This window comes from Nitrobacter sp. Nb-311A (assembly GCF_000152905.1).
Taxonomy (GTDB): Bacteria; Pseudomonadota; Alphaproteobacteria; order Rhizobiales; family Xanthobacteraceae; genus Nitrobacter.
Genome location: NZ_AAMY01000002.1, coordinates 31,813 through 53,158 on the forward strand (window position 1 = coordinate 31,813; position 21,346 = coordinate 53,158).

At 62.4% G+C, this 21,346-nt stretch carries 21 protein-coding genes; 11 read left to right on the top strand and 10 right to left on the bottom strand.

Annotated elements, in window-relative coordinates; all coding sequences use genetic code 11:
- The first annotated feature begins 413 nt into the window (after positions 1 to 413).
- Together NB311A_RS00175 and NB311A_RS00180 are read left to right on the top strand one after the other, a co-directional pair.
- Entirely contained in the window at positions 414 to 1,883 is a 1,470-nt protein-coding gene (locus NB311A_RS00175) for a YcjX family protein (protein WP_009796357.1), read from the top strand.
- Positions 1,880 to 2,926, top strand: a complete 1,047-nt coding sequence (locus tag NB311A_RS00180; protein WP_009796358.1) for a YcjF family protein — start codon at positions 1,880 to 1,882, stop codon at positions 2,924 to 2,926. The genes NB311A_RS00175 and NB311A_RS00180 overlap by 4 nt, the downstream gene beginning before the upstream one ends.
- Before the next feature lies 1 nt (position 2,927).
- Here NB311A_RS00180 and NB311A_RS00185 read toward each other — a convergent pair whose 3' ends face one another.
- The gene (locus NB311A_RS00185; RefSeq protein ID WP_245256887.1) at positions 2,928 to 4,442 is read right to left on the bottom strand and encodes a glycosyltransferase family 39 protein; all 1,515 of its coding nucleotides are present in this window, start codon (positions 4,440 to 4,442) and stop codon (positions 2,928 to 2,930) included.
- A gap of 421 nt (positions 4,443 to 4,863) precedes the next feature.
- On the opposite strand from NB311A_RS00185, the gene NB311A_RS00190 reads away from it, so the two are divergent.
- The 3 genes from NB311A_RS00190 to NB311A_RS00200 all read left to right on the top strand — a co-directional run bounded on the left by NB311A_RS00190 (position 4,864) and on the right by NB311A_RS00200 (position 6,869).
- A complete protein-coding gene (locus NB311A_RS00190; protein WP_009796360.1) occupies positions 4,864 to 6,069 on the top strand; it encodes a molybdopterin-dependent oxidoreductase in 1,206 nt (401 codons plus the stop codon).
- A 9-nt stretch (positions 6,070 to 6,078) separates the two neighbouring features.
- Positions 6,079 to 6,411, top strand: coding sequence for a cytochrome c (locus NB311A_RS00195; RefSeq protein WP_009796361.1), 333 nt, complete (start codon positions 6,079 to 6,081; stop codon positions 6,409 to 6,411).
- 257 nt (positions 6,412 to 6,668) lie between these two features.
- Positions 6,669 to 6,869, top strand: coding sequence for a cold-shock protein (locus tag NB311A_RS00200; protein WP_009796362.1), 201 nt, complete (start codon positions 6,669 to 6,671; stop codon positions 6,867 to 6,869).
- 179 nt (positions 6,870 to 7,048) lie between these two features.
- Here NB311A_RS00200 and NB311A_RS00210 read toward each other — a convergent pair whose 3' ends face one another.
- Positions 7,049 to 7,642, bottom strand: coding sequence for a hypothetical protein (locus tag NB311A_RS00210; RefSeq protein ID WP_009796364.1), 594 nt, complete (start codon positions 7,640 to 7,642; stop codon positions 7,049 to 7,051).
- Positions 7,643 to 7,994: 352 nt separating this feature from the next.
- Between NB311A_RS00210 and putA the strand changes: the two genes are divergently transcribed.
- On the top strand, positions 7,995 to 11,003 hold the full coding sequence (putA, locus tag NB311A_RS00215) for a bifunctional proline dehydrogenase/L-glutamate gamma-semialdehyde dehydrogenase PutA (protein WP_009796365.1): 3,009 nt from the start codon (positions 7,995 to 7,997) through the stop codon (positions 11,001 to 11,003).
- 260 nt (positions 11,004 to 11,263) lie between these two features.
- On the opposite strand, the gene NB311A_RS00220 is transcribed toward putA, so the two are convergent.
- Together NB311A_RS00220 and NB311A_RS21660 are read right to left on the bottom strand one after the other, a co-directional pair.
- Positions 11,264 to 11,875, bottom strand: coding sequence for a sigma-70 family RNA polymerase sigma factor (locus tag NB311A_RS00220; RefSeq protein WP_009796366.1), 612 nt, complete (start codon positions 11,873 to 11,875; stop codon positions 11,264 to 11,266).
- A gap of 263 nt (positions 11,876 to 12,138) precedes the next feature.
- On the bottom strand, positions 12,139 to 12,498 hold the full coding sequence (locus NB311A_RS21660; RefSeq protein WP_009796367.1) for a hypothetical protein: 360 nt from the start codon (positions 12,496 to 12,498) through the stop codon (positions 12,139 to 12,141).
- On the opposite strand from NB311A_RS21660, the gene NB311A_RS22990 reads away from it, so the two are divergent.
- From NB311A_RS22990 to NB311A_RS00240, 5 genes are all read left to right on the top strand, one after another.
- A complete protein-coding gene (locus NB311A_RS22990; RefSeq protein ID WP_207382328.1) occupies positions 12,457 to 12,744 on the top strand; it encodes a LysR substrate-binding domain-containing protein in 288 nt (95 codons plus the stop codon). The genes NB311A_RS21660 and NB311A_RS22990 overlap by 42 nt on opposite strands.
- On the top strand, positions 12,696 to 12,920 hold the full coding sequence (locus NB311A_RS22165; RefSeq protein ID WP_009796368.1) for a transcriptional regulator, LysR family protein: 225 nt from the start codon (positions 12,696 to 12,698) through the stop codon (positions 12,918 to 12,920). The genes NB311A_RS22990 and NB311A_RS22165 overlap by 49 nt, the downstream gene beginning before the upstream one ends.
- Before the next feature lie 93 nt (positions 12,921 to 13,013).
- Positions 13,014 to 13,259 (top strand): type II toxin-antitoxin system Phd/YefM family antitoxin, encoded by a 246-nt coding sequence (locus tag NB311A_RS00230; protein ID WP_009796369.1) that lies wholly within the window; start codon positions 13,014 to 13,016, stop codon positions 13,257 to 13,259.
- A complete protein-coding gene (locus tag NB311A_RS00235) occupies positions 13,256 to 13,711 on the top strand; it encodes a PIN domain-containing protein (RefSeq protein WP_009796370.1) in 456 nt (151 codons plus the stop codon). Before NB311A_RS00230 ends, NB311A_RS00235 begins: the two co-directional genes overlap by 4 nt.
- Before the next feature lie 337 nt (positions 13,712 to 14,048).
- The gene (locus NB311A_RS00240; protein ID WP_009796371.1) at positions 14,049 to 14,234 is read left to right on the top strand and encodes a hypothetical protein; all 186 of its coding nucleotides are present in this window, start codon (positions 14,049 to 14,051) and stop codon (positions 14,232 to 14,234) included.
- On the opposite strand, the gene NB311A_RS00245 is transcribed toward NB311A_RS00240, so the two are convergent.
- The 6 genes from NB311A_RS00245 to exbD form a co-directional block, all read right to left on the bottom strand.
- Complete coding sequence (locus tag NB311A_RS00245) at positions 14,223 to 14,459, bottom strand: hypothetical protein (protein WP_009796372.1); 237 nt, start codon at positions 14,457 to 14,459, stop codon at positions 14,223 to 14,225. The two genes, NB311A_RS00240 and NB311A_RS00245, sit on opposite strands and share 12 nt — an antisense overlap.
- 177 nt (positions 14,460 to 14,636) lie before the next feature.
- Complete coding sequence (locus tag NB311A_RS00250; protein ID WP_009796373.1) at positions 14,637 to 15,374, bottom strand: response regulator; 738 nt, start codon at positions 15,372 to 15,374, stop codon at positions 14,637 to 14,639.
- Position 15,375: 1 nt separating this feature from the next.
- Positions 15,376 to 17,118 carry a DUF3369 domain-containing protein gene (locus NB311A_RS00255; RefSeq protein ID WP_009796374.1) on the bottom strand — a complete coding sequence of 581 codons (1,743 nt, stop codon included), beginning with the start codon at positions 17,116 to 17,118 and terminating at the stop codon, positions 15,376 to 15,378.
- Positions 17,119 to 17,609: 491 nt separating this feature from the next.
- Positions 17,610 to 19,595 (bottom strand): hypothetical protein, encoded by a 1,986-nt coding sequence (locus tag NB311A_RS00260; RefSeq protein WP_009796375.1) that lies wholly within the window; start codon positions 19,593 to 19,595, stop codon positions 17,610 to 17,612.
- A gap of 471 nt (positions 19,596 to 20,066) precedes the next feature.
- Complete coding sequence (locus NB311A_RS00265; protein WP_009796377.1) at positions 20,067 to 20,867, bottom strand: energy transducer TonB; 801 nt, start codon at positions 20,865 to 20,867, stop codon at positions 20,067 to 20,069.
- Complete coding sequence (gene exbD, locus NB311A_RS00270) at positions 20,864 to 21,346, bottom strand: TonB system transport protein ExbD (protein ID WP_009796378.1); 483 nt, start codon at positions 21,344 to 21,346, stop codon at positions 20,864 to 20,866. The genes NB311A_RS00265 and exbD overlap by 4 nt, the downstream gene beginning before the upstream one ends.

The following is a 21,346-nucleotide window of genomic DNA, read 5'->3' on the forward strand; positions in this document are numbered from 1 at the left end:
TGCTGCGCTCGAATGCGGGCAAACGCACGCCAAACGCTCGCCTGTCCGCCATCGGGCTTTGCTGCTAGATCAACGACTTTCGAGGGAGAAGTGAGATCGTTAGCCGGCGCAAGGATTTTTTAAGGCGAACTGCGACCATCTCGAGACGTCGTCCGCATCGTTTCGTTCGCTTACCAAGAAGCTCGGGCCATTCCGAGGCCGACAGAGCTATAAGCGGGGCTTCGCCGAGCAGCTTCGATATCGTTTTCAACGTCACGCGCAGCCGTGCCCGCGGGTCAACGAAACCTCAACCTAATTGATGTACAATTCATCTGGATACAGAAACTTGATTCCGGCTCGGCAATCGCCACTTTCCGGTTGCCCGCGAACCATATGTGCGCCATTGCAAGCTTCATCACCGACATCACATCAACATGGCCGCCAGCTTTTCCGATATCGTTGAAGAAGCGCGCCTGTCGGCACGCGCGCTGCTGGACTACGGCGAAAATTTCTTCAACCCGACGATCAGGCTTGGCGTGACCGGCCTGTCACGCGCCGGCAAAACCGTGTTCATCACGGCGCTGGTGCATGGCCTATCGCGGGGCGGCCGGTTTCCGGTATTTGAATCTCTCGCCAGCGGCCGCATCGCCCGCGCCCAGCTTGCCCCGCAGCCGGACGATGACATACCGCGATTTAACTATGAACATCACGTCAATACGCTGATCGCGGAACGCCGCTGGCCGAGTTCCACGGTCGACATCAGCGAGTTGCGGCTGGTGATCGGCTATCAGCGGCAAAACGGTTCGGACCAGACGCTGACGCTGGATATTGTCGACTACCCCGGCGAATGGCTGCTCGACCTGCCGTTGCTCGACAAAAGTTATGAACAATGGTCGGCGGAGAGCCTGGCGCTGTCGCGGCAACAGCCGCGCGCGCGCCTCGCACAGGCATGGCACGAGCATCTCGCAACGCTGCGGCCTTCCGCGCGCGAGGATGAACAGGCGACGCTCGCCGCGGCGCGGCTGTTCACCAACTATCTTCGCGCGTGCCGGGACGAGCGTTTCGCCATGAGCCTGCTGCCGCCCGGCCGTTTCCTGATGCCCGGCAACCTCGCCGGCTCGCCCGCGCTCACCTTCGCGCCGCTTGATCTGCCCGCCGGCGGAATCCCGCTTGACGGATCACTCTGGACAATGATGCGGCGGCGGTACGAGGCCTACAAGGATCTCGTGGTTCGCCCGTTCTTCCGCGATCATTTCTCGCGGCTCGACCGCCAGATTGTGCTGGTCGATACGCTCGCCGCCTTCAATGCGGGGCCGGAAGCCTTATATGATCTCGAGGCGGCGCTTGCCGGAATTCTCGATTGCTATCGTGTCGGCCGCAGCACGCTACTGAGCACACTGTTCCGGCCGCGGATAGATCGAATCCTGTTCGCCGCCACCAAGGCAGATCATTTGCACCATATCAGTCATGATCGGCTTGAGGCGATCCTTCGACGCATCGTGGAGCGCGCCGCCTCGCGGGCTGAAGTCGCCGGCGCCGCCATCGATGTCGTCGCGCTGGCGGCGGTCCGCGCCACGCGCGAAGCGCAGGTGCGATGCGGCCGCGAGAAACTGCCGTCCATTCTCGGCACTCCCCTCGCCGGCGAAGCCGCCAATGGCGAAACCTTCGACGGCAACACCGAGGTGGCGACGTTTCCGGGCGACCTGCCCGAGGATGTCAAGAGCCTATTCAGTGGAAACGGTGCTTTCCGCGGGCTATCGACATCCGCTATGGATCAGGCCGATTTCCGCTTTCTGCGCTTCCGTCCTCCGCGCCTCCAAAACGAAGGAGCCGGCGAGCCGTCGCTGCCTCATATCCGCCTCGACCGGGCGCTCCAGTTCCTGATCGGAGACCGACTGCAATGAGTGAGCGTTCCGGCCAGCGCCGTCCCGTCACATTCAAGCTCGACGATCCGCACGTCGTGGTCCTGGAACGCGACGAGGCCGCTGCCCGGCCTGCTCGCGGCAGCATCAGCATCACGCCGGAAGCGGAACCCGAGCCCGAGCCCGTGCTGCTGCCGGAACCGCTGGAGATGCCTCCGGTCCCCGCACGCAAGGGATTCCGCTGGGGGGTATTGTTCTGGTCATCGCTCGCCGGGCTCATCCTGCTCGGCACCATCCTCGGCGCGATCAACCTGATCGGTGACCTGTTCGCACGCAGCGAGGGGCTTGGTTTCCTCGGGCTGACGCTGGCGGCGCTGTTTGTCATCGCGTCGATCGTGATCGCGGTACGCGAGATCGCGGGGCTTGCCCGCCTCGCCACGATCGAGAACCTGCATCGGCGCGCGCTGGCTGCGATCGCGGCCGATGATCGCAAAGGAGCCGATGCGGTCGTGCGTGACCTGGTGAAGCTCGCCCACAACGACCCGCATCTGGCGCGGGCGCGGGCAGCATTGCGGAGCCATCGCGCCGATATCATCGACGGCGCCGATCTGGTGCGGCTCGCGGAGCGCGAACTGATGGCTCCTCTCGATCAGGAGGCGCGCCGACTCGTGTCGGTGGCGGCGCAGCGTGTATCGATCGTCACCGCGATCAGTCCCCGCGCCGTCGTGGATGTGCTGTTCGTCTTCGCCGCAGCGATGCGGCTGGTGCGACAGCTCGCGCGCCTCTATGGCGGAAGGCCGGGCACGCTCGGAATGATCCGCCTGATGCGCCACGTCATCGCGCATCTCGCAATCACCGGCGGCATGGCGGCCAGTGACACGCTGATCCAGCAGATGCTCGGACAGGGCATCGCCGCGAAACTGTCGACCCGTCTGGGCGAAGGCGTCCTCAACGGATTGCTGACCGCCCGTCTCGGGCTGGCGGCGATCGACGTCACCCGGCCGATGCCGTTCACGGCGCTGCCACGGCCCGCGCTGGGCGATCTTGCAAAAGATCTGTTGCGCAAGCGAGACGGCGGCAACTGAGCTATCGCACAGTGTCTGCGAGGACTACGTGGCGGTACACCGCCCTGTCCTCCGCCAGTTGTCGCCATTTGTAGAACGGCGAGACCGGCGGCGGCGAAAGATCGGGCGTCCAGCCTGAGAGCTTTTTCAGAACATAGGTATCCATCACCCGCCCGCGCCAAACCCGCTGGACCTGACCGAGAGGTGTGAGCACCGCCGTGGTCGAGGCCAGTATCGCGGCATCATCCGGCTCTCGTGCGACATAGAGCCCGGCATGCCCGGCAATCCTGTCGAGACCCGGATCCCGAAAGCTCAGGAAACGGCTGCGCTCGTTGATCTGGATCACCGGCACGCGATCCCTGAGATGCCAGCGCAGCATCGCGTAAACACGGTAATCGGTTGTCGCGATCCAGGTTGCGCCGGAGTTTTGCATTTCGCCTTCAGCGCGGCTCGCCACCTGCGCGAATCCCGCCTCGCCTCCGATCGGATCGGTCTTGCCGATGAAATTCCACGGACTGACAGTGTAGTACAGAAAGACCGCGACGACGATGCAGAGGCCCGACGCGATCGCAATGTTGGCCCAGAATATTGACCCCTTCACCATCCATGCCGGCCAGCTTTCGCGCGGCCGCATCGCGATGTCGATCGCCGCCGCCGCAAAGCCCAGCGGCCAGATGAACATCGGCCAGGTATCGCCGACCCGAAGAGTGAGCGACTTCCAGAAGAAATACCCGAACGGGACAAGCACGGCCGTCGACAGCAGCACGGCGACGGGATCGCGATGCCGATAGCCGCGCCATGCCGTGAGCCCTGCGGCGAACAACACCACCGGCAGCAGGACCGGCCCGACCTGACCGAGCTGAAGGCCGATGTAATCGCCGAGCGTGCGAAGGTTGAAATCATGCGCCGCTGTCGCGCGAACGAACTGAAACCTGAAGGAGGCCCAGTCGTGCATCCCGTTCCAGATCAGGACCGGCGAAAACACCACAACGGCAATCAACACCGCAAGCCATGGATACAGGCTGCGCAGCCAGCGCAGGCGCCAGTCCGGCACCAGGATGAAGGCGGCAATCGCGGGGATCAGCATCAAAGCCGTCAGCTTCGACAGCAGCGAAAGCCCTCCGAAAAGGCCGGCCGCAAGCCACCAGCGCGCATCGCCGCTTTCCGTGAGCCGCACCAGCGACCACACCATCGCCAGCTCGAACGGAATCAGCGCGGTGTCGGGCGCGACCTTCGCCATCAGCAGGCCGTAATACAGCGCGGCTTCCATCATCAGAACCGCCAGCAGAGCGGCGCGCATGTCGCGCGTGACGCGACGCACGATGTCGGCCAGCAGCAACTGCGATATCGGCATCGCCAGCAGCCCGGCAAACCTGACGCCGAAATTCGTATCACCGAAAATCGAGGTGCCGAAACGAATGAACCACGCGATCATCGGGGGATGATCGAGGAAGGACAGCGTATTTTCCTTCGACCAGGTCCAGTAATAGGCCTCGTCCGTGCGCAGTTCCAGGACACTGGCAAAAACCCATCGCATCGCCGTCGTCACAGCGATCAATGCCGCAAACCAAAGCAGTGACGAACGCGCGGGACGTTCCTGGCACGGCGAGGGTTTATGAGGATCAGCGATGATCATCTGGATGCCGAGGTTGCCTCCGTCGCACACCCTCGCTCCGGTAGCTTCGGTCACGCTTTCTTGACCACTGTGCCTCCGGTGTCAATCAACGGCCCCGGAAAGCGATCTCCACATAGATATCCGCCCTTCCATCACGCGAAGGCAGCGATTGACTTGCCGGCTGGCGGTGCGAGACTTTCCGGATGAATGACCGCCTAGAAGCCCTTCCGCTTCTGATAGAATCAGAAGCGGGCTCTATGATTTTGTTTGGTCGCGTTTTCTTCACGCGAACCGGTGTCCACTTCGCTCGAAAACGCTCTAGATAAGAACCCTGGAGGACGCCATGCCGGACAGACGTGACGTGCTGAAACGCATCGGCGCGGGACTGGCGCTCAGCGTCGGGCTGACCCCTTTTTTCAAAGCCCTGGCGCTCGACAGCGTGACGATGCCCTTCGACAACGGCGAACGCCCGCTGGTCAAATATCCGCAGAAGTGTCCGATGATCGGGATCACCAGCCGGCCACCCCAACTCGAAACACCGTTCCCGGTTTTCAACGAAGGTCCCATCACGCCGAACGACGCCTTTTTTGTCCGCTATCATCTTGCCGACATCCCGCTCGACATCGATCCCGACACATTCACGCTTGAGATCAAGGGCAAGGTTGATCGTCCGCTCAAATTGTCGCTTCAGGACATCAAGAAGATGAAGCAGACGGAGATCGTCGCGGTCAATCAGTGTTCGGGCAACAGCCGCGGGTTCTTCAATCCACGCGTCGCGGGCGGCCAGCTCGGTCACGGGGCGATGGGCAACGCACGCTGGCGCGGCGTTTCGCTCAAGACAGTGCTCGATCGGGCCGGCGTACAGCCCGGCGCGAAGCAGGTGGTTTTCGGAGGCATGGACGGCCCCGTCAGCGACAGGACGCCGGATTTCGCCAAGGCGCTCGATGTCGATCACGCGCGCGACGGCGAAGTCATGCTGGCCTATCTGATGAACGGAAGGGAGCTGCCGTTCCTGAACGGCTTTCCGCTCCGGCTCGTCGTTCCCGGATATTACGGCACTTACTGGATGAAGCACCTCAATGAGATCACCGTCATCGACAGCACCTACGACAATTTCTGGATGAAGACGGCCTATCGTATTCCCGACAATGGCTGCGCCTGCGTCGAACCGGGCACCACGCCGAAAGCAACGGTCCCCATCAACAGGCTCAATGTCCGCTCCTTCATCACCAACATCCCCGAGGGCGCGCAACTCAGGCGCGGCGGAAGGATTTTGAAAGGGATCGCGTTCGATGGCGGCACCGGCATCAGGAATGTCGAGGTTTCCGTCGACGACGGCAAGACCTGGAAGAGCGCGCGGCTCGGCCGGGACTACGGCAGATACGCGTTCCGTGAATGGAAGATTCCGGTCAAGCTCACCGCCGGGCCGCATGAACTGAAGGTCCGCGCCACCAGCAACGGCGGCGACGCGCAGCCGGCTGAGGCCAGATGGAACCCGGCCGGCTACATGCGCAATGTCACCGAGACCGTTCGGGTGACGGTCTCGTGAGGAGAGCCCATGATGCGTTCAGCCGTTCTCGCCCTTGTGACCGCCGCCGGGCTGGCGGCGAGCGTCTGCGCCTTTACCCCGACGACAGCTACCGCCGAACCGCTTTCCTACAAGCTCCCGCGTGAAACGATCGAATTCAAAGCCGGACCCAATCTCGGCGTCGTGAAAAACAATTGCCTGGCCTGTCACTCCGCGGATTACATCATGACCCAGCCGCGCGGCCCGAAGTTCAAAAAGGATTTCTGGCAGGCGGAGGTCAACAAGATGATCAAGGCGTACGGCGCGCAGATCGACGAGGCCGACATCGGCAAGATCGTCGAGTATCTGGCTGCTACGTATTGATGTCGCAAGCCGGACATCGGCCTGGAGACCCGTTCTCCCGGGCGGTGGATCTTGCCGGCCGGGCGGGCAAGATATTGTGCCCTGGCGGCCGGCCTCAGAATTGTGGCAAAATTGTACCGGCCGTCAAGAAACTCCCTCAGATATTGCGATCCTTGTGTTTGATCTACCAAGCCGGGCCGAGACCGCGTATCGTGTGCGCCGTCGGACAAGCCGGTTCCCGGGACCGACGACCGTTTCAAATCTGCGGAGACTTGGGAATGGCTAAGGGTATTGTGAAGTGGTTCAACCCGACCAAGGGTTATGGTTTCATCCAGCCGGCCGGAGGTGGCAAGGATGTATTCGTCCATATTTCAGCCGTGGAAAGAGCAGGTCTTTCAACGCTCAACGAAGGTCAGACGGTTGAGTTCGAGGAAGTTGCCAACCGAGGCAAGACTTCAGCCGAAAACCTGAAGGTTTGACGCGATAACGCGATCCTTCAGGCCGGATAAAAGCGCATCCTGGCAGGCGCGATCCATTCCGGGACGAACGACATAGGCTCCGCCGACGACATCAGGTATACGCGATCCGCGCGCAGACTGAAACCGCCGGCGATAGCGATTGGTGATCCTCGTGGCAAAGTCGCGCAGGATGCGTTGCTTTAGTCTTGCTTGATCCATTGATCCACGGGCATGACATCAGGTAATTGCGCAAACCCGCGCGTCCACATGTCAACGACCCACTCCACGCGCGTGGCGCGCTCCAGCAGCACTGCGGTGTTATGCGGAGTCTGCAAGACCAGCGTATTGCCGCGATAATGCGGACTCCCTACGGTGTGAAATTTGAGAAGTCCCCAGCCTTGCAGGACCAGCAACAGACTCGTCACGTTGCGCGTTGTGTCCCAGCAATCGAAGTTGTGCTTGTCATCGCCGGCGCGGAAATCGGCCCGCGCTACGCGCTTGTCGGTGCCGATGATCGACCCCATTCGGCGATCGAACCAGACCACCGCCTTCTGGATCGCCAGGCGTTCCGCAGCGGCCGATGAGCGACCGGCCGCCAGAATCCGCCTTAACGCGGCCCTGTCCGCAGACTTGAAGTCGAGAGTTTCGCGACGCCGGCAGACGAAGCCGTAACAGACCGTCATGGACTCCGCAGTCGGGGGATAGATCGAAACCGAGGTATAAAGCTGCGAGATTCCCGGACTGAGTTCTGCGGCTTCGGAAGGATAATCCACGACCTCAGTAATAAGCAGCATCGCACTCGCCGCAAGCAAACGAGACAGGCGACGCGCGGCGGCGCGGTCATGTTGTCGTTGTGGAAAGCCAGTCATCATTCCCTCGACAACCTAAGTCCCGATCAGGGATTGAGATTAGCCCGACCCGACTCGCAAGAGGGTCGCGCAGGCGCGATAGCGATCCTATGTATCGATGACGTGGGGCCGCTCACGTACTGCTACCAGAACCGGAAGGTTAGTGTGCGGAACGTTACCGAGATGAGGAAAGTGCCCAGCGATTTTCCTACCCGCTCCCGCTCCAAAATTGGGGAATCGATCACGTTCATGATTTTGTACCGATTCCATCCAGAATCATCGTGATCCGGAATCACCGATGCCGCCCAAGCTTCCACCGCCGTTCTCGGTTCCCTACGCTCCCGATGACCGGCCCATCGCGGAGCAACTGCTGGCCGAGGCCCGGCTGACGCCTGAACGGGAAACGCGGATCGATCGGACGGCGCGACGCCTGATCGATTCGATCAGGCAAAACGACGACCCGCTAGGCGGGGTCGAAGACATGCTGCGTGAGTTCGCATTGTCGACCAAGGAGGGCCTCGCGCTGATGGTGCTGGCCGAGGCGCTGCTGCGGGTGCCCGATGCCGAGACCGCGGACAGATTCATCGAGGACAGGCTCGGGCAGGGCGACTTCATCCATCACGAGACCAGATCCAGCGCTTTTCTCGTCAACGCGTCCGCCTGGGCGCTCGGATTGTCGACGCGGGTCATCCAGCCGGGCGAGACGCCGCAAGGAACCATCGGGCGGCTCGCCAAGCGGCTCGGCGTTCCCGCGATTCGCGCGGCGACCCGGCAGGCCATGCGGCTGATGGGCAGTCACTTCGTCCTGGGCGAGACCATCGAGGCCGCGCTCGAGCGGGCGCACGCCCATTCCGCGGGATGCGCCCGCTACTCTTTCGACATGCTCGGCGAGGGCGCGCGCACCGCCTCAGATGCGGACCGCTATTTCAATTCCTACGCCGCCGCCATCAAGGCGATCGGCCGCAGCGCAGCCGACAATCCGCTGCCCAATCGTCCCGGCATTTCAGTCAAGCTGTCGGCTTTGCATCCGCGCTTCGAGGCGGTGAGCCGAGCCCGGGTAATGACGGAATTGGTGCCACGCGCCATCGATCTGGCCAGGCGCGCCAAGGCGTTCGACCTCGCCTTCACGATCGATGCGGAGGAAGCCGACCGGCTGGAGCTTTCGCTCGATGTCATTGCCGCCGTTGCCGCCGACCGCTCGCTCGGCGGCTGGAGCGGCTTCGGCCTTGCCGTCCAGGCCTATCAGAAGCGGGCCGGCGCGGTGATCGATTACATCGACGACCTCGCACGAGCCCTGAACCGGCGGATGACAGTTCGTTTGGTGAAAGGCGCATACTGGGACACCGAGATCAAGCGCGCGCAGGAGCGCGGAATCAACGGCTATCCCGTATTCACCCGCAAGGCGATGACGGACCTGAACTACCTCGCCTGCGCGAAAAAGCTGCTTGCGCTGCGCCCGCGCCTGTTTCCGCAATTCGCGACCCACAACGCCCTCACCGTCGCAACGCTGCTCGAACTGACGGGCGGAGAGACCGGCTTTGAATTCCAACGCCTGCATGGCATGGGCGAAGCCCTCTACACCACGCTTTGCAAGGAGCACCCAGCGATCGCCTGCCGCATCTATGCGCCGGTCGGCAGTCACCGCGACCTGCTCGCCTATCTGGTGCGCCGCCTGATCGAGAACGGAGCCAACTCCTCCTTCGTTGCGACAGCCTCCGATCCCAATGTCCCGCTGGAGTCGCTGCTGCGCAGACCTGCCGATATCATCGGGAACGCCGACAACGCCGGGCACGCCAGGATTCCATTACCACGCGATCTTTTCCGGCCGGAGCGTATCAACTCGCGCGGAATCGAATTCGGCGAGCGCGCCGCCGTCAACCGGCTGGTCGCTGATGTCGCGGCTCAACACGTCTCAGCCGTCCCCGTAAACCATAGCGGGCCGGACGACGTGAACCGTGCCGTTGCCGCCGCGCGCAACGGGTTTTCATCATGGAGCCGCGCACCGGCGGCGGCCACGCGGGCAGCCGCCCTGGAGCGCGCCGCCGACTTGCTGGAGCAGCAATCGGCTCGTTTTATCGCGCTCTTGCAACGGGAAGGCGGCAAGACGCTGGACGATTCGGTGTCGGAGGTCCGCGAAGCCGCCGACTTCTGCCGCTATTACGCCGCGGAAGGGCGCAAGCTGTTCGGCGACGCGCAGCCGATGCCCGGACCGACGGGCGAACGCAATGCGCTGCGACTGCGCGGCCGCGGCGTCTTTGCCGCGATCTCGCCATGGAACTTTCCGCTGGCGATCTTCGTGGGCCAGGTGACGGCGGCGCTGATGGCCGGAAATGCCGTGATCGCGAAGCCAGCCGAGCAGACGCCGCAGATCGCGGCCGAGGCCGTAAGGCTGCTGCACGAGACCGGCGTCCCGGAAACGGCGCTCCACCTGATCCAGGGCGATGGACACGTCGGGGCAGCGCTCGTCGCGCATCGCGACATCGCGGGCGTGGTCTTCACCGGCTCGACGGAGGTGGCGCGGTCCATCAATCGCGCCCTCGCCGCCAAGGACGGTCCCATCGTGCCGCTGATCGCCGAGACCGGCGGCATCAATGCCATGATCGCCGACGCCACCGCGCTGCCCGAGCAGGTCGCCGACGATGTCGTGACCTCGGCGTTTCGCTCTGCCGGACAGCGTTGCTCCGCGCTGCGGCTTCTGTTCGTGCAGGAGGACGTGGCCGACCGCATGATCGAGATGATCGTCGGCGCTGCGGGCGAGCTGAAGATCGGTGACCCGTCCGATCCCGCCACGCATGTCGGCTGGGTGATCGACCGCGAGGCGAAGAAACGGCTCGATGCGCATATCGCGCGCATGATGCGCGAGGCGCGCGTCCATTTCGCGGGGCTTGCACCGTCATCGGGCAATTTCGTCGCGCCGCATGTTTTCGAACTGGACGACGCGCGGCAACTGACCGAAGAAGTGTTCGGACCGATCCTTCATGTCGTACGCTATAGCGCCTCCGATCTCGACCAGGTTTTGGCCTCCATCGCCGATACCGGCTATGGCCTGACGCTCGGCATCCATTCGCGCATTGACGATACGGTCGAGACCGTCGTCGATCGCCTTCAGGTCGGCAACATCTACGTCAACCGCAACATGATCGGCGCTGTGGTCGGGGTGCAGCCGTTCGGTGGCCATGGCCTGTCGGGAACCGGACCCAAAGCCGGCGGCCCCCACTATCTCACCCGGTTTGCCACCGAACAGACCGTAACGGTGAATACGGCTGCCGCCGGCGGCAATGCCGCATTGATGACCGAAGAAGGTTAGAGCATGATCCCGACCCGAAGGGCCGCGCCAGCGCAAAGTGGAAACCGGCTTTCGGAACAGATCATGCTCAAACAAAAAGATAAGCGACGAGTCTGATTCAATGCAGTTGAAATAAACTCTCGCGGCGCGGACAAGCCGCGTCGTGCGAAGCCTCAAACACGCAATAGCGCTCGAGCGGAGGCGTCGCCCGAACGCAAAACAACTTGGAAGCCACGCGCCCGAACCGCTGCAAAGCAAGCTCTCGGCCGAGAGGTGTCTGGTCAGGCCGCCAGCGTTGCGAGGCCCGCCACTTTCAAAAGCGCTGCGAGTTGCTTGCGGGCATAGAACATACGGGTCTTCACGGTGCTTGGCGGAATCCCGATGATCTCACCGGCTTCTTCGACCGTTTTCTCGTGATAGTAGACGAGATGAATGATCTCGCGATGAGCTGGAGACAGCTGGGCGATGCAGGTACGCAGAATTTCGCTGACGTTGCTGCGATCGAGCGACGTCTCGGGCGTATCGGCGCCATCGGCGATTTCCCGGACGCTCTCCTGGTCGATATCCTCATGGCGGCGCTGGCGCATCGCTGTCAGCGTCTTGAACCGGGCAATCGAAAGCAGCCACGTTGATACCCGCGAACGGCCTTCGAACTGGTCGGCAGTACGCCAGACGTCCAGGAATACCTGGCTGACAATATCTTCCGCCGCTGTCGCGTCGCGCAGACTGCGCAGCACGAAACGGTAGACCCGGACGTTATGCCGCAAATACAGGGTATGCATCGCCGCGCGGTCGCCGTGGGCAATCCGCTCCAGAAGCATCTGGTCTGTGGTTGCCTGGGCGGCAATAATCCCCTGGCAGGCGGCTGCGTTGATCGCGATGACGTTTTGCATGACAGCTCCCCTTATTGTTGGGTAGATTGTTAGCCGTCTCGCGTTTCAGAAAGCCTGCGCCCAAAGCGGAAAATGGTTTCGCGGAAGAGGCAATTGTTTCGTCCCCCGCCGGCGATGAAACGATCAGCGGACGAACTTGGTGCGTATTTCACAACGACCGGCACCCGGCCTCGGGACAAAAATACGCTCAAGCCGTTGAATAAACTGATTTTTATTGGCTTCGTTCACCGGGCCGGAAAAAGGCGCTGTGCGTTTAGACGCGGTCAGGGTCTATGGCATGTCCTGGGGCAGGTTTTGACCGAGATAGACATTTGCGGACCGTAGAGGTTTAGAACGCCATCACAATCGTTGCTAGCATATCGACTGGCAAAGATCAGCTTGACCATGCGGTTAAGACAGCAGGCGCATTGGCGCGCGGCGAGGAAGGATGCCTGCGGATCGGGCTGCATATGCCGCCCTTGGCCGGTTTCCTCGCTGACATGCTCACCCGCCACCACGCACGGCATCCGTGCATCGGTATCGAAGTGACGGAGGGCCGATCCGCTGACATCTTGCAATTGGTGTAGCAAGGTCAACTCGATATCACCTTCGTCCTCGGTGCGCCGAAGGCCGAGGACTGCCATTCCCGCTTGCTATGGTCGGAAGCGTTGATGGCCGTCATCCCGGCCAACCATCCCCTTGCGGATCGTCCAACGCTAACATGGGCGGACCTCACGGCCGAAACCTTCCTTGTGCGGTATGGCGGAACCGGCCCGCAGGCGCACGACCATGTGACGCGACGGCTTGCCGAGTTGGGCCACCACCCCCGGATTCTGCGGAAGTGGGCCGCGAGACGCTGTTTCACATGGTCGCTCAAGGCTGGGGCGTGACGATCACCACGGAGGCGACGGCATCCGTTCCTGTTTCCGGCCTTGTCTTCCGCTCTATTGCCGACGAGTTGGAACAGGCCGGGTTCCATGCCGTGTGGTCGCCTTACAATCGCAGCCAGGCGATTCGAGACTTGCTCGACCTTGCGGACAAGATGAAGCGCAGATCGAGCCAATGACCCGCCGAAAGCCACGAATTTGCAACATCTACGCTTGCGGAATTTCTCTCCTCCTCTTATTGTAGGCAATATAACTACTAAATGGGTGTTGCCATGGAAGAAGCCGTTTCCGCAGCGGATGCCAACCGCAAATTCTCCCTCATCCTACGCAGCGTGCGCGAGGGGCATAGTTACGTCGTGACGAGCCATGGACGGCCCGTTGCGCGCATCGTTCCCGCCGACAAGCACGAAAGCGTGGTGTCCGGCGCGCGCGCCGCGTTGCTGTCGCGCCTTGAGCGTCAGCCCATCGTCAATGCCGGGCGTTGGACACGCGACGAGCTTTATGAGGACGAGCAGTGAAGGTCGCGCTTGATACCAACATCCTTGCCTATGCGGAGGGCGTCAACGGCGTCGAGAAGCGCGACATCGTTCTCGAACTGGTGCGTAACCTGCCGCAAGAAGCGGCCATCGTCCCCGTTCAGGTGCTTGGCGAACTGTTCAATGTTCTCACGCGCAAGGCCGGAAGATCGCGGGCCGAAGCCCGCGAGGCTCTTCTGGGCTGGCGCGATACCTTCCCGGTTGTCGAAACCGCGCCCGAGGTGATGCTGACGGCAGCCGACCTCGCCACCGATCACCATTTAAGCATATGGGATGCGATTATCCTCTCCGTTGCCGCGCAGGCCGGTTGCCGGCTGCTCCTGTCCGAAGACCTACAGGACGGCTTTACATGGGGCGGCGTAACGGTCGTGAATCCCTTCGCCTTTCCACGCCATACGTTGCTGGAATCTCTGCTGGGAGGAAACGGTGCATAGGACAAACCCGTCCTATTTTCCGCCGACGCTACGCTATAGCCGCCCGGCCTTGTTTTTCCTTTCCGGTTCTTCGCTGGAACCTGCTTCATGCCTGTTTGAGTCCAACAATTCACAGGCGGTTGCATAGAAGACGACACCGAACCGGGGCCGGAGCAGTTCAGACCGGCCAACGACAACACCGGCCCGCAGGGCGAGTCAAGCGCCGAGACGTGGCGCAGGATCGACCATGTGGCCCTGACGCTGGCCCGCATCATCGGCCGCCGCATGGCGCGCGGGGATTTCGAGCGGCTGACCGCCGCAAACGACAACAGGCCCATTGCATCCGAGGGAACGGAGGATGGGGCCGGAAGCCGCCACGCGGGCCTATGCCGAGGAAACCAACCGCCTCAACCGCGAGCGCCGCGCCACCGTCGAAACCACCCGACGCGAGCTTGCCGATACCGCCAGAGCCATTGCCGAGATGGTGCGCGTCATCGAGCAAGGCGGCTGGCACACGCCCTGTCCGACCGCCTCACCGAACTGAGGCCAGAGAGGATGCGCTCATCGCGCGACTGTCGGAAACCCCGCAGGACGTCCCGACATTCACCCCAGCATCGCCGAAACCTACCGGCGCAGGATCGAGCGCCTGACCGCCGCGCTTGACCATCCCGACGATGCTCTTGAAGCGGCTGACGCCATCCGCGAAGTCATTGACCGCATTATCATTACCCCCGGCAAAAAGCAGGGCAACGACAGCATCACCCTGCAAGGCGAGCTTGGCACCAAGCCTCGACTGGATCGAGCGCAGCGGAAAACCCGGCTACAAGCCTATCCCCGACACCGCTTCATCCTGTTTGTCCATCCCGGTCAAAACAAGGGCCTGGCCCGAGGATGAGATCCGGTTTGCGCAGAATCGCGGCCGCCCCTCACTGCGGCTGGCGACGACTCAGGCCTTATCGCCTGGAGGTGAGAACAGATAACCGCCGCCCCGGATGGTCCGGATCACCGCCGGCTTTGCGGGGTCGGGCTCGATCTTGCGCCGGATTCGCATAATTCGCAGATCGATCGCCCGATCGAAGGCTTCGCTATCGCGCGCATTAGCCAGTTCCAGCAGCCGCTCGCGCGACAGAACCCGTTTCGGATTGGCGGCGAAGACCTTCAACAGACCAAACTCCGACGCTGTGAGCGGGTGTTCATTGCCTTCGTTATCACGCAGGGCCTGAGCGTCCAGATCGAGCCATTTCGTGCCGAAACGGACGAGTTGCTGACCTGCCGGCGTGGCGGCGGCGACATCGGGCGCGCCGTCCGTTTTCGGCGCACTCCGCCGCAGCACCGAGCGGATACGGGCCATCAGCTCGCGCAGCTCGCACGGTTTCGCCACGTAGTCGTCGGCGCCAAGTTCAAGGCCGACCACGCGATCGATCGGGCTGGCCGTCGCCGTCAGCATGATCACCGGGACGTTGGTGCGGCTCTTGAGATCGCGAATGATCGAAAGGCCGTCCTCTTCCGGCATGTTCAGATCGAGCACCACGAGATCCGGCGTTGTCCTGCCGATCGCCTCGCGCAAGCTTCGGCCGCCGTCGCATAGCGTAATGGCGAAGCCATGCATCTTGAGGTAGTCACCCACCATCTCGCGGGCAGGCGCCTCGTCGTCAACCACAATGATGTGCGGATTCCGATTCATGTCAGCTCGTCGTCGGCAGGATGATGGTGAAGGTTGATCCCTGTCCGGGGCCACTGCTATCGGCTTTGATCTGACCATCATGCATTTCGACGATCCGTTTCACGATCGACAGGCCAAGACCTGTGGAGCTTTCACCGGCGGTGGGTTTTGCGGACAATCGCTGGAAGCGGACGAACAGCCGCCCGAGATCCTCCGGCGACAGACCAGCGCCCTCATCCGTGACGCGGATGATAGTGTGGTTCGCGTCATGATCGACCAGCAGCGTGATCCTGCCTCCCACCGGGCTGTACTTGATGGCGTTGCTGACAAGATTGTCGATGGCTTCGCGCATCCGGTCCTGGTCGCACATCGTGACTTGTCCGGTGGGCGCCGACACAACGATGGTTTGCTGCTTGTTGGCCGCTGATAACTGATTGGCCTCGGACACCTCGGCGACCAGCGCCGCGACGTCGACCGGCTCGTGCTTTATAGTAATATCGAAGGCGTCGGCCATGGCGTCTGAAATCAGGTGATCGACCATCGCAATCAGACGCTTGGTGGCGTCGCGAATATGGTCGATCTGCAAGGTGACGGTGTCCCCGGACGAGCCGGCGCCGATGAGCTCGGCAAGCATTTCGGTCCGCCCCAAGATGACGCCGAGAGGATTCTTCAGGTCGTGCGCAACGGTACCGAGAATTTCATTCTTGAACCCGTTAGCCCGCTGCAACCGCAACCATTGCGCGGAAAGCCTGCGGTTGGCTTGCATCAACGCGCGTGTGCGCTGCGCGACCCGGTCTTCGAGCTGCGTGTTGGCGTCCTGCAGTTGCTGATAGAGGATCACGTTGTCGAATGCGATCGACAGCCGGCTGCCGAAGATTTCAACCAACGACCGGTCGGTATCGGACAGTTCGCATTCGGCCTGCAGCAATATCACAACCTCGCGGCCGCTGCCGGTGCGGATATAGAGAACCGAGCGGTGATCGACGAATTCGTGCTTGCGCCGCCTGAAGGCGTCTTCGACCGTCTGTTTGAGATCGGAATCAAGCGATGCCTGTCCCTCGACTCCGCTGAAACGGCTATAGCAGCCGGAACCCGCGAGCACTGAAAAGTCATTATCAACGGCGCCGCCGTCGCGCAGCACCAGAATGCCGGCACAGTCGACGTTCAAAAGCGACGCAAGCTGTGTCAGGACGCCCTCGGCGAGACGCTGCATTGACTTGAAATCGTAGAGCGTGGAGGCCGCGTCGATGATGATCTCAAGACCGCGACGGGTTTGCACCATCCGCTCAAGTTGCTGATTGCTGCGTAGCGCCGCAGTCAGCGAGGTGAACAGTTTGTCGGCGGTGAGTTCCGTTTTCGCCTTGTAATCGTTGATGTCGTAGTCGACGATAACGCGGCGCTCCGGCGCCTGTCCCGGCTGTCCGGTGCGCAGAATGATGCGCACGGTTTCGTTCCGCAGGTCGTTACGGATGAATTCGACGAGATCGAGGCCGGCTTCGTCGGTCTCCATGATCACATCGAGGAGCACCGCGGCGATGTCGGGGTGCGCGCGCATCAGTTCGCGCCCCTCGGCAGCCGAATAGGCCGATAGAATCTCCAGCGTCTGTCCGTTGAGGCTGTAATCGCTCAGCGCAAAGCGCGTACCTTCATGTACGGCTCGATCGTCGTCGATCACAGCAACCTTCCATTTGCGCACGGTCGACGCTTCAGGGCGATCAGCTCCAGAATCGTCGATCAGGTCGAGGAGATCATCCTGGTAGGCCATTGTACTGTCCCGCTGTCTGTTCACCCTTGCCCGCGCCGACGCCGGATCACGGCATGATAATGCGAAAAGTCGTTCCTTGTCCCGCCCCTGCTCCCACCGTCATCCGACCGCCGAGCGGCCGTTGTAACAGAACGCCTGACGCTGGACGTCCGGTGTCATTGTCAACAAAAATGATCTCGATGTCACCATGGGGAGGCTGTCTCGCCGCGATGGACCCCAGGCCGTCGGGAATTGGCGATATTTAGAAAAGATTAAGTCAAGATCCGCCTCTACAGGCCGGGACATCCGTAGACAATCAGACCTTTCCCGGACATCGAGCGAGGCTTCTCGGGCATTACTTCAGCACCGGAGGGAGGCTGGCGACGATCCGGTCGGTGACTTCGCAGATGCTCCGGTAGATGCCGAGAGGCTCGCTCGAGAAGTCCCGCGTTGACCCAGATGTCCGCTTCGGCCATTCGACGACATAGTAGCCGCGCCAAATCCATCGCGGCTCAGGTGTTCGTCGGCCAGTGCCGCTCATGAAACCAGGTGCGATACTTCGATGACATCTTCTCGCGTTGCGCCTGCGGCGCATGCCGCTTGCACGTGGACGACTCCTCGCTGCCTTCGGGCGCGCCCCACCTCACCTCGACGCAGTCGTTCGGATTATAGGCCATCTCGAAGTGGGTTGCACGGTCGACGACCTCCTTGAGCGAAAGCGTCCACTGCGAGCCGTCGCTGCGCGTGTAGGATATTTTTCGCGAAGCGAGCTCGGACGCCAGCACCCCTTGCAGTTCACTTTTAACGTCCTCGATGCTCTTATTATTCGGTATCGCGTAGCGCGGCGCGCGCCGAATGACCCGCTCGGGAAATCCGCGCACGACATCGATCGCTATCAACAAACGAAGATCTCGCGCCGGGGTGGAGTAATCCTCCCAGGCTCCGGTTGTGGCGAAGATTGAGGAGCCGTTGGGCATAGCCACCTCTCCTGCGTGCCTCTCATGATATTGTCGTCCGTTTTCGACCGCGGTAACACGCGTCTTGACCTGTTCATTCAGGCTTTCGATGGCGTCTTTCATCGATTTTACGGGATCGAGCGGCTCCGGCGACATCACGTCATCCATGCGATCGTAAAAGTCATCGGCGCTCATCTTTGATTGATCGAGCGAAAAATCGGCGTACTGGGGGTTGTTGGCAATTTCGGCATTGGTCAGCCGCCGCAACGCGCCGCCTTTGTTGCGCACGATGGGCCGGAAGTGCTTGAAGCCCGGGCTGCCCAGCGCAGGATCGTGCACGAACAGGAAATTGCCGCGCCAGAAACGCTTTCGTGTGATCGAGCCGTCCGGCTCAGCATCGACGGCGAGGAAGACGCCCGGCCTGCCGTTCATTTCCGGCACGCGATGCACGAGCATCAACACGTGGCCGTAGGGATCGGCGTACACCGTGCCCGGGCGAAGTGCTTCTTGGGTCAGCGACACGGTATAGAAGTCGGTGTTGTCGTCGCTCGCGGCGACGCGCACGCCGCCAGTATGCACGACGTCGCCGACGGTCCGCAGATATTCGCTGAACGTCGTCGGCCGCTTTGGCCGTGCCTTTGGCGGAACCGCAGGCGTCTCGACCGGCTGCTGGACCGACTGCGATTGGGCAAACAGGTTCAGACCCGCAGGTGTTTGCCCGGGCTGCATGGTGTTGGCGACCGTGGCCGCCGCAGTTTCCTGTTTGGGAGGGAGCGGCGGGCGCGTGACCTCGGGATGCTCCATATCGAACCACTGGTAGCACTTGGGCGCCTTGCCTCGGAAACCGCGGGAGCAATTGGAGTAGCCGAACGGTAGCCCCATCTTGTAGGCAAAATAGGCGCGCAGGAAGTACACGAAATCAGCGCAGTCGGGGCGAAGGCCTGCCCGCTTATTATCTTCACCGCGTCCCAGATGGTTGAACAGGAAATTGCGCGACCGGTCGTGCAGGACGTCATGCCAAACCTTCCAAGACAGATCCTGATCCGGGGGCGCGTCGAAAAGTCTCTCGATCCACGCCGAAAACAAGGATTCCGTCGCGTGACCCCAGTTGTCGTGAACCTTCCAGAACGCGCCGGATGGAACCGGCACGGGGGGCGGCTTGCGCGCGCTCACGGTGATATCGCGTGTAATCGTGCTGCAGCCCGCCGTTGCGTGGTCGAGCGTCAGGATGGCGCGCCACGTACCCGCGGCAGGCCGGGCGACCTCGGCGAACCAGGAGTACGGCGCACCGCCGCGCCGGTCAGACGATTTGGCCGCAACGCTTCCATCGGGCGCGACCAGCGAGATCACACCCCGGAGCGGCTTTTCGGTGACGATCATGACGCGCAGCGGCGTCCCCTTCCAAGGCGCAGACGGCGACGGCAAAATCGAGAATCCGGTCGTCTGCTCGCACGAGCCTGACGCCGCTTTGGCCGGCTGTTCGATCACCGCGAGACTGAAGACTGCGGCAGCAGCCGCAGCAAACCAGTTGGCGAGGCGCATCTTGCCGACCTTTCCAGAGGAACCGGGAACCGCACTCGGTCCTGCAGATCTCAGCTGTGAAGAGCGACCTTCAGGGCTCGTCATACTTAAAGCCTCCACAGTCATCGCTGCCCCGGTGAGGTTGGCTGAACCTTTCGGCGAAGCTTTCCAAGCAGACGGTCCAAGAACCGAGATCACGATTGTCAGGCAAATGCCGTAGATGTGGCAGAATTGATATCGGTTTACGCGATCATCACCTCTTTTTCTTCTCTTTCCAAGGGGAGCGGCCCCCTTTCGGATCAAATGACAATCGAATCGGCCTCAGAAGTTGAACGTTGTCGACAACATGTAAGTCCGTGGCTGACTGAGAGCGATAAATCCATTGGATCCGATCGTCAACTGGATGCGTTTATTCAACACCGACATCGTGTCCGCGATGCCGATACTCGACAGGTTTATCCTGAAAGATCGTTCGCATAAGACTTTCTGACATTATCTGTTGAACCTGATTGGGACGGCGAGGGTGATGGAGCCGCCGCCGATGTTGGGGGGTGGAGCCGGGACGGGGCTGGCGCGGCGCGGCAGCGACACCGCCTCGGCATCGAGCATACCATCTCCGGCGGAGCGCACCAGGCGCGCCGACAGCACCCGGCCGGAGCGGTCGATGGTGAACGCGACGGTGGCGACGCCGGCGCCGGCGCCGGAGGGGAAGCGCTTGTGGCGGTTGAGATGCGCCATCAAGGCGCCCTTCCACGAGGCCGGCGACATCGACGACGCCATGCCCGCGGCCGGCGCGGCCGCACGATCGGCGCGCTGCGCCTGCGAACTCTGCGGCGCGGTGGTGCGCGGCGCCTTCTTCTGCTTTTTCTTCTTCGGCTTCGGTTTCGGCTTGGGCTCGACCTTGGCCGGCAGCACCACCTCCGCCTTCTCCACCTTCGGGGTTTCCGGCAGCTTGACCTCGGCCTCCTTCACCTCCGGCGGCGTCGGATCGGGCTTTTCCTCGACCGGCTTGTCCGGTTCGTCAGGCTGCTCCTCGGCCTCCACCATCTGCGGCCCCGGCGCGATGTCCTGCTGCGGCGCCTCGGGCGCCACCGCCAGCGGCGCCAGCTCCATCATGATCGCGGCCGGCGGATCGCCCGGCGCCTCCGCCTGCGCCGGCCAGTGCAGCGCCAGCCAGATGCCGCCGGCATGCAGCGCGACCACCGCAAGCCCGGCCGCGGTCCAGCGCAGCGCCGCGGCCCTCGTCACCGCGCCCTCGGGCCGCCCGTCCGGATCGCGCCAGTCGATCCTCATGGCTGCGACGCCGCCGCCGGCACGCTGCTACCGGCGGCCACGCCACCCGCCTGCGCCTGTCCGGTGTCCTCAAGCCCGACCAGCGCGATCTTGAGATAGCCGGCCTCGCGCAACAGGTTCATCACCTTCATCAGCTCGCTGTAGGCCACCGTCCCGTCGGCGCGCAGGAACACCCGCTGCTCGCGGTCATTGCCGGTCTGCTGGTCCAGCGTCGCCTGAAGCGCGTTGCGCGGCACCTCCTCATTGCCGAGCGCCAGCCCCAGGTCCTGCTTCACCGTCAAAAACACCGGCTTGTCGGGACGCGGCTGCGGCTGCGCGTTCGACACCGGCAGGTCGACCGCGACGTCCACCGTCGACAACGGCGCCGCCACCATGAAGATGATCAGCAGCACCAGCATCACGTCGATGAACGGCGTGACGTTGATTTCGCTCAGCTCGTCGATGCCGCCGTCCTGCGGGTTCTTCAGCGATACCCCCAT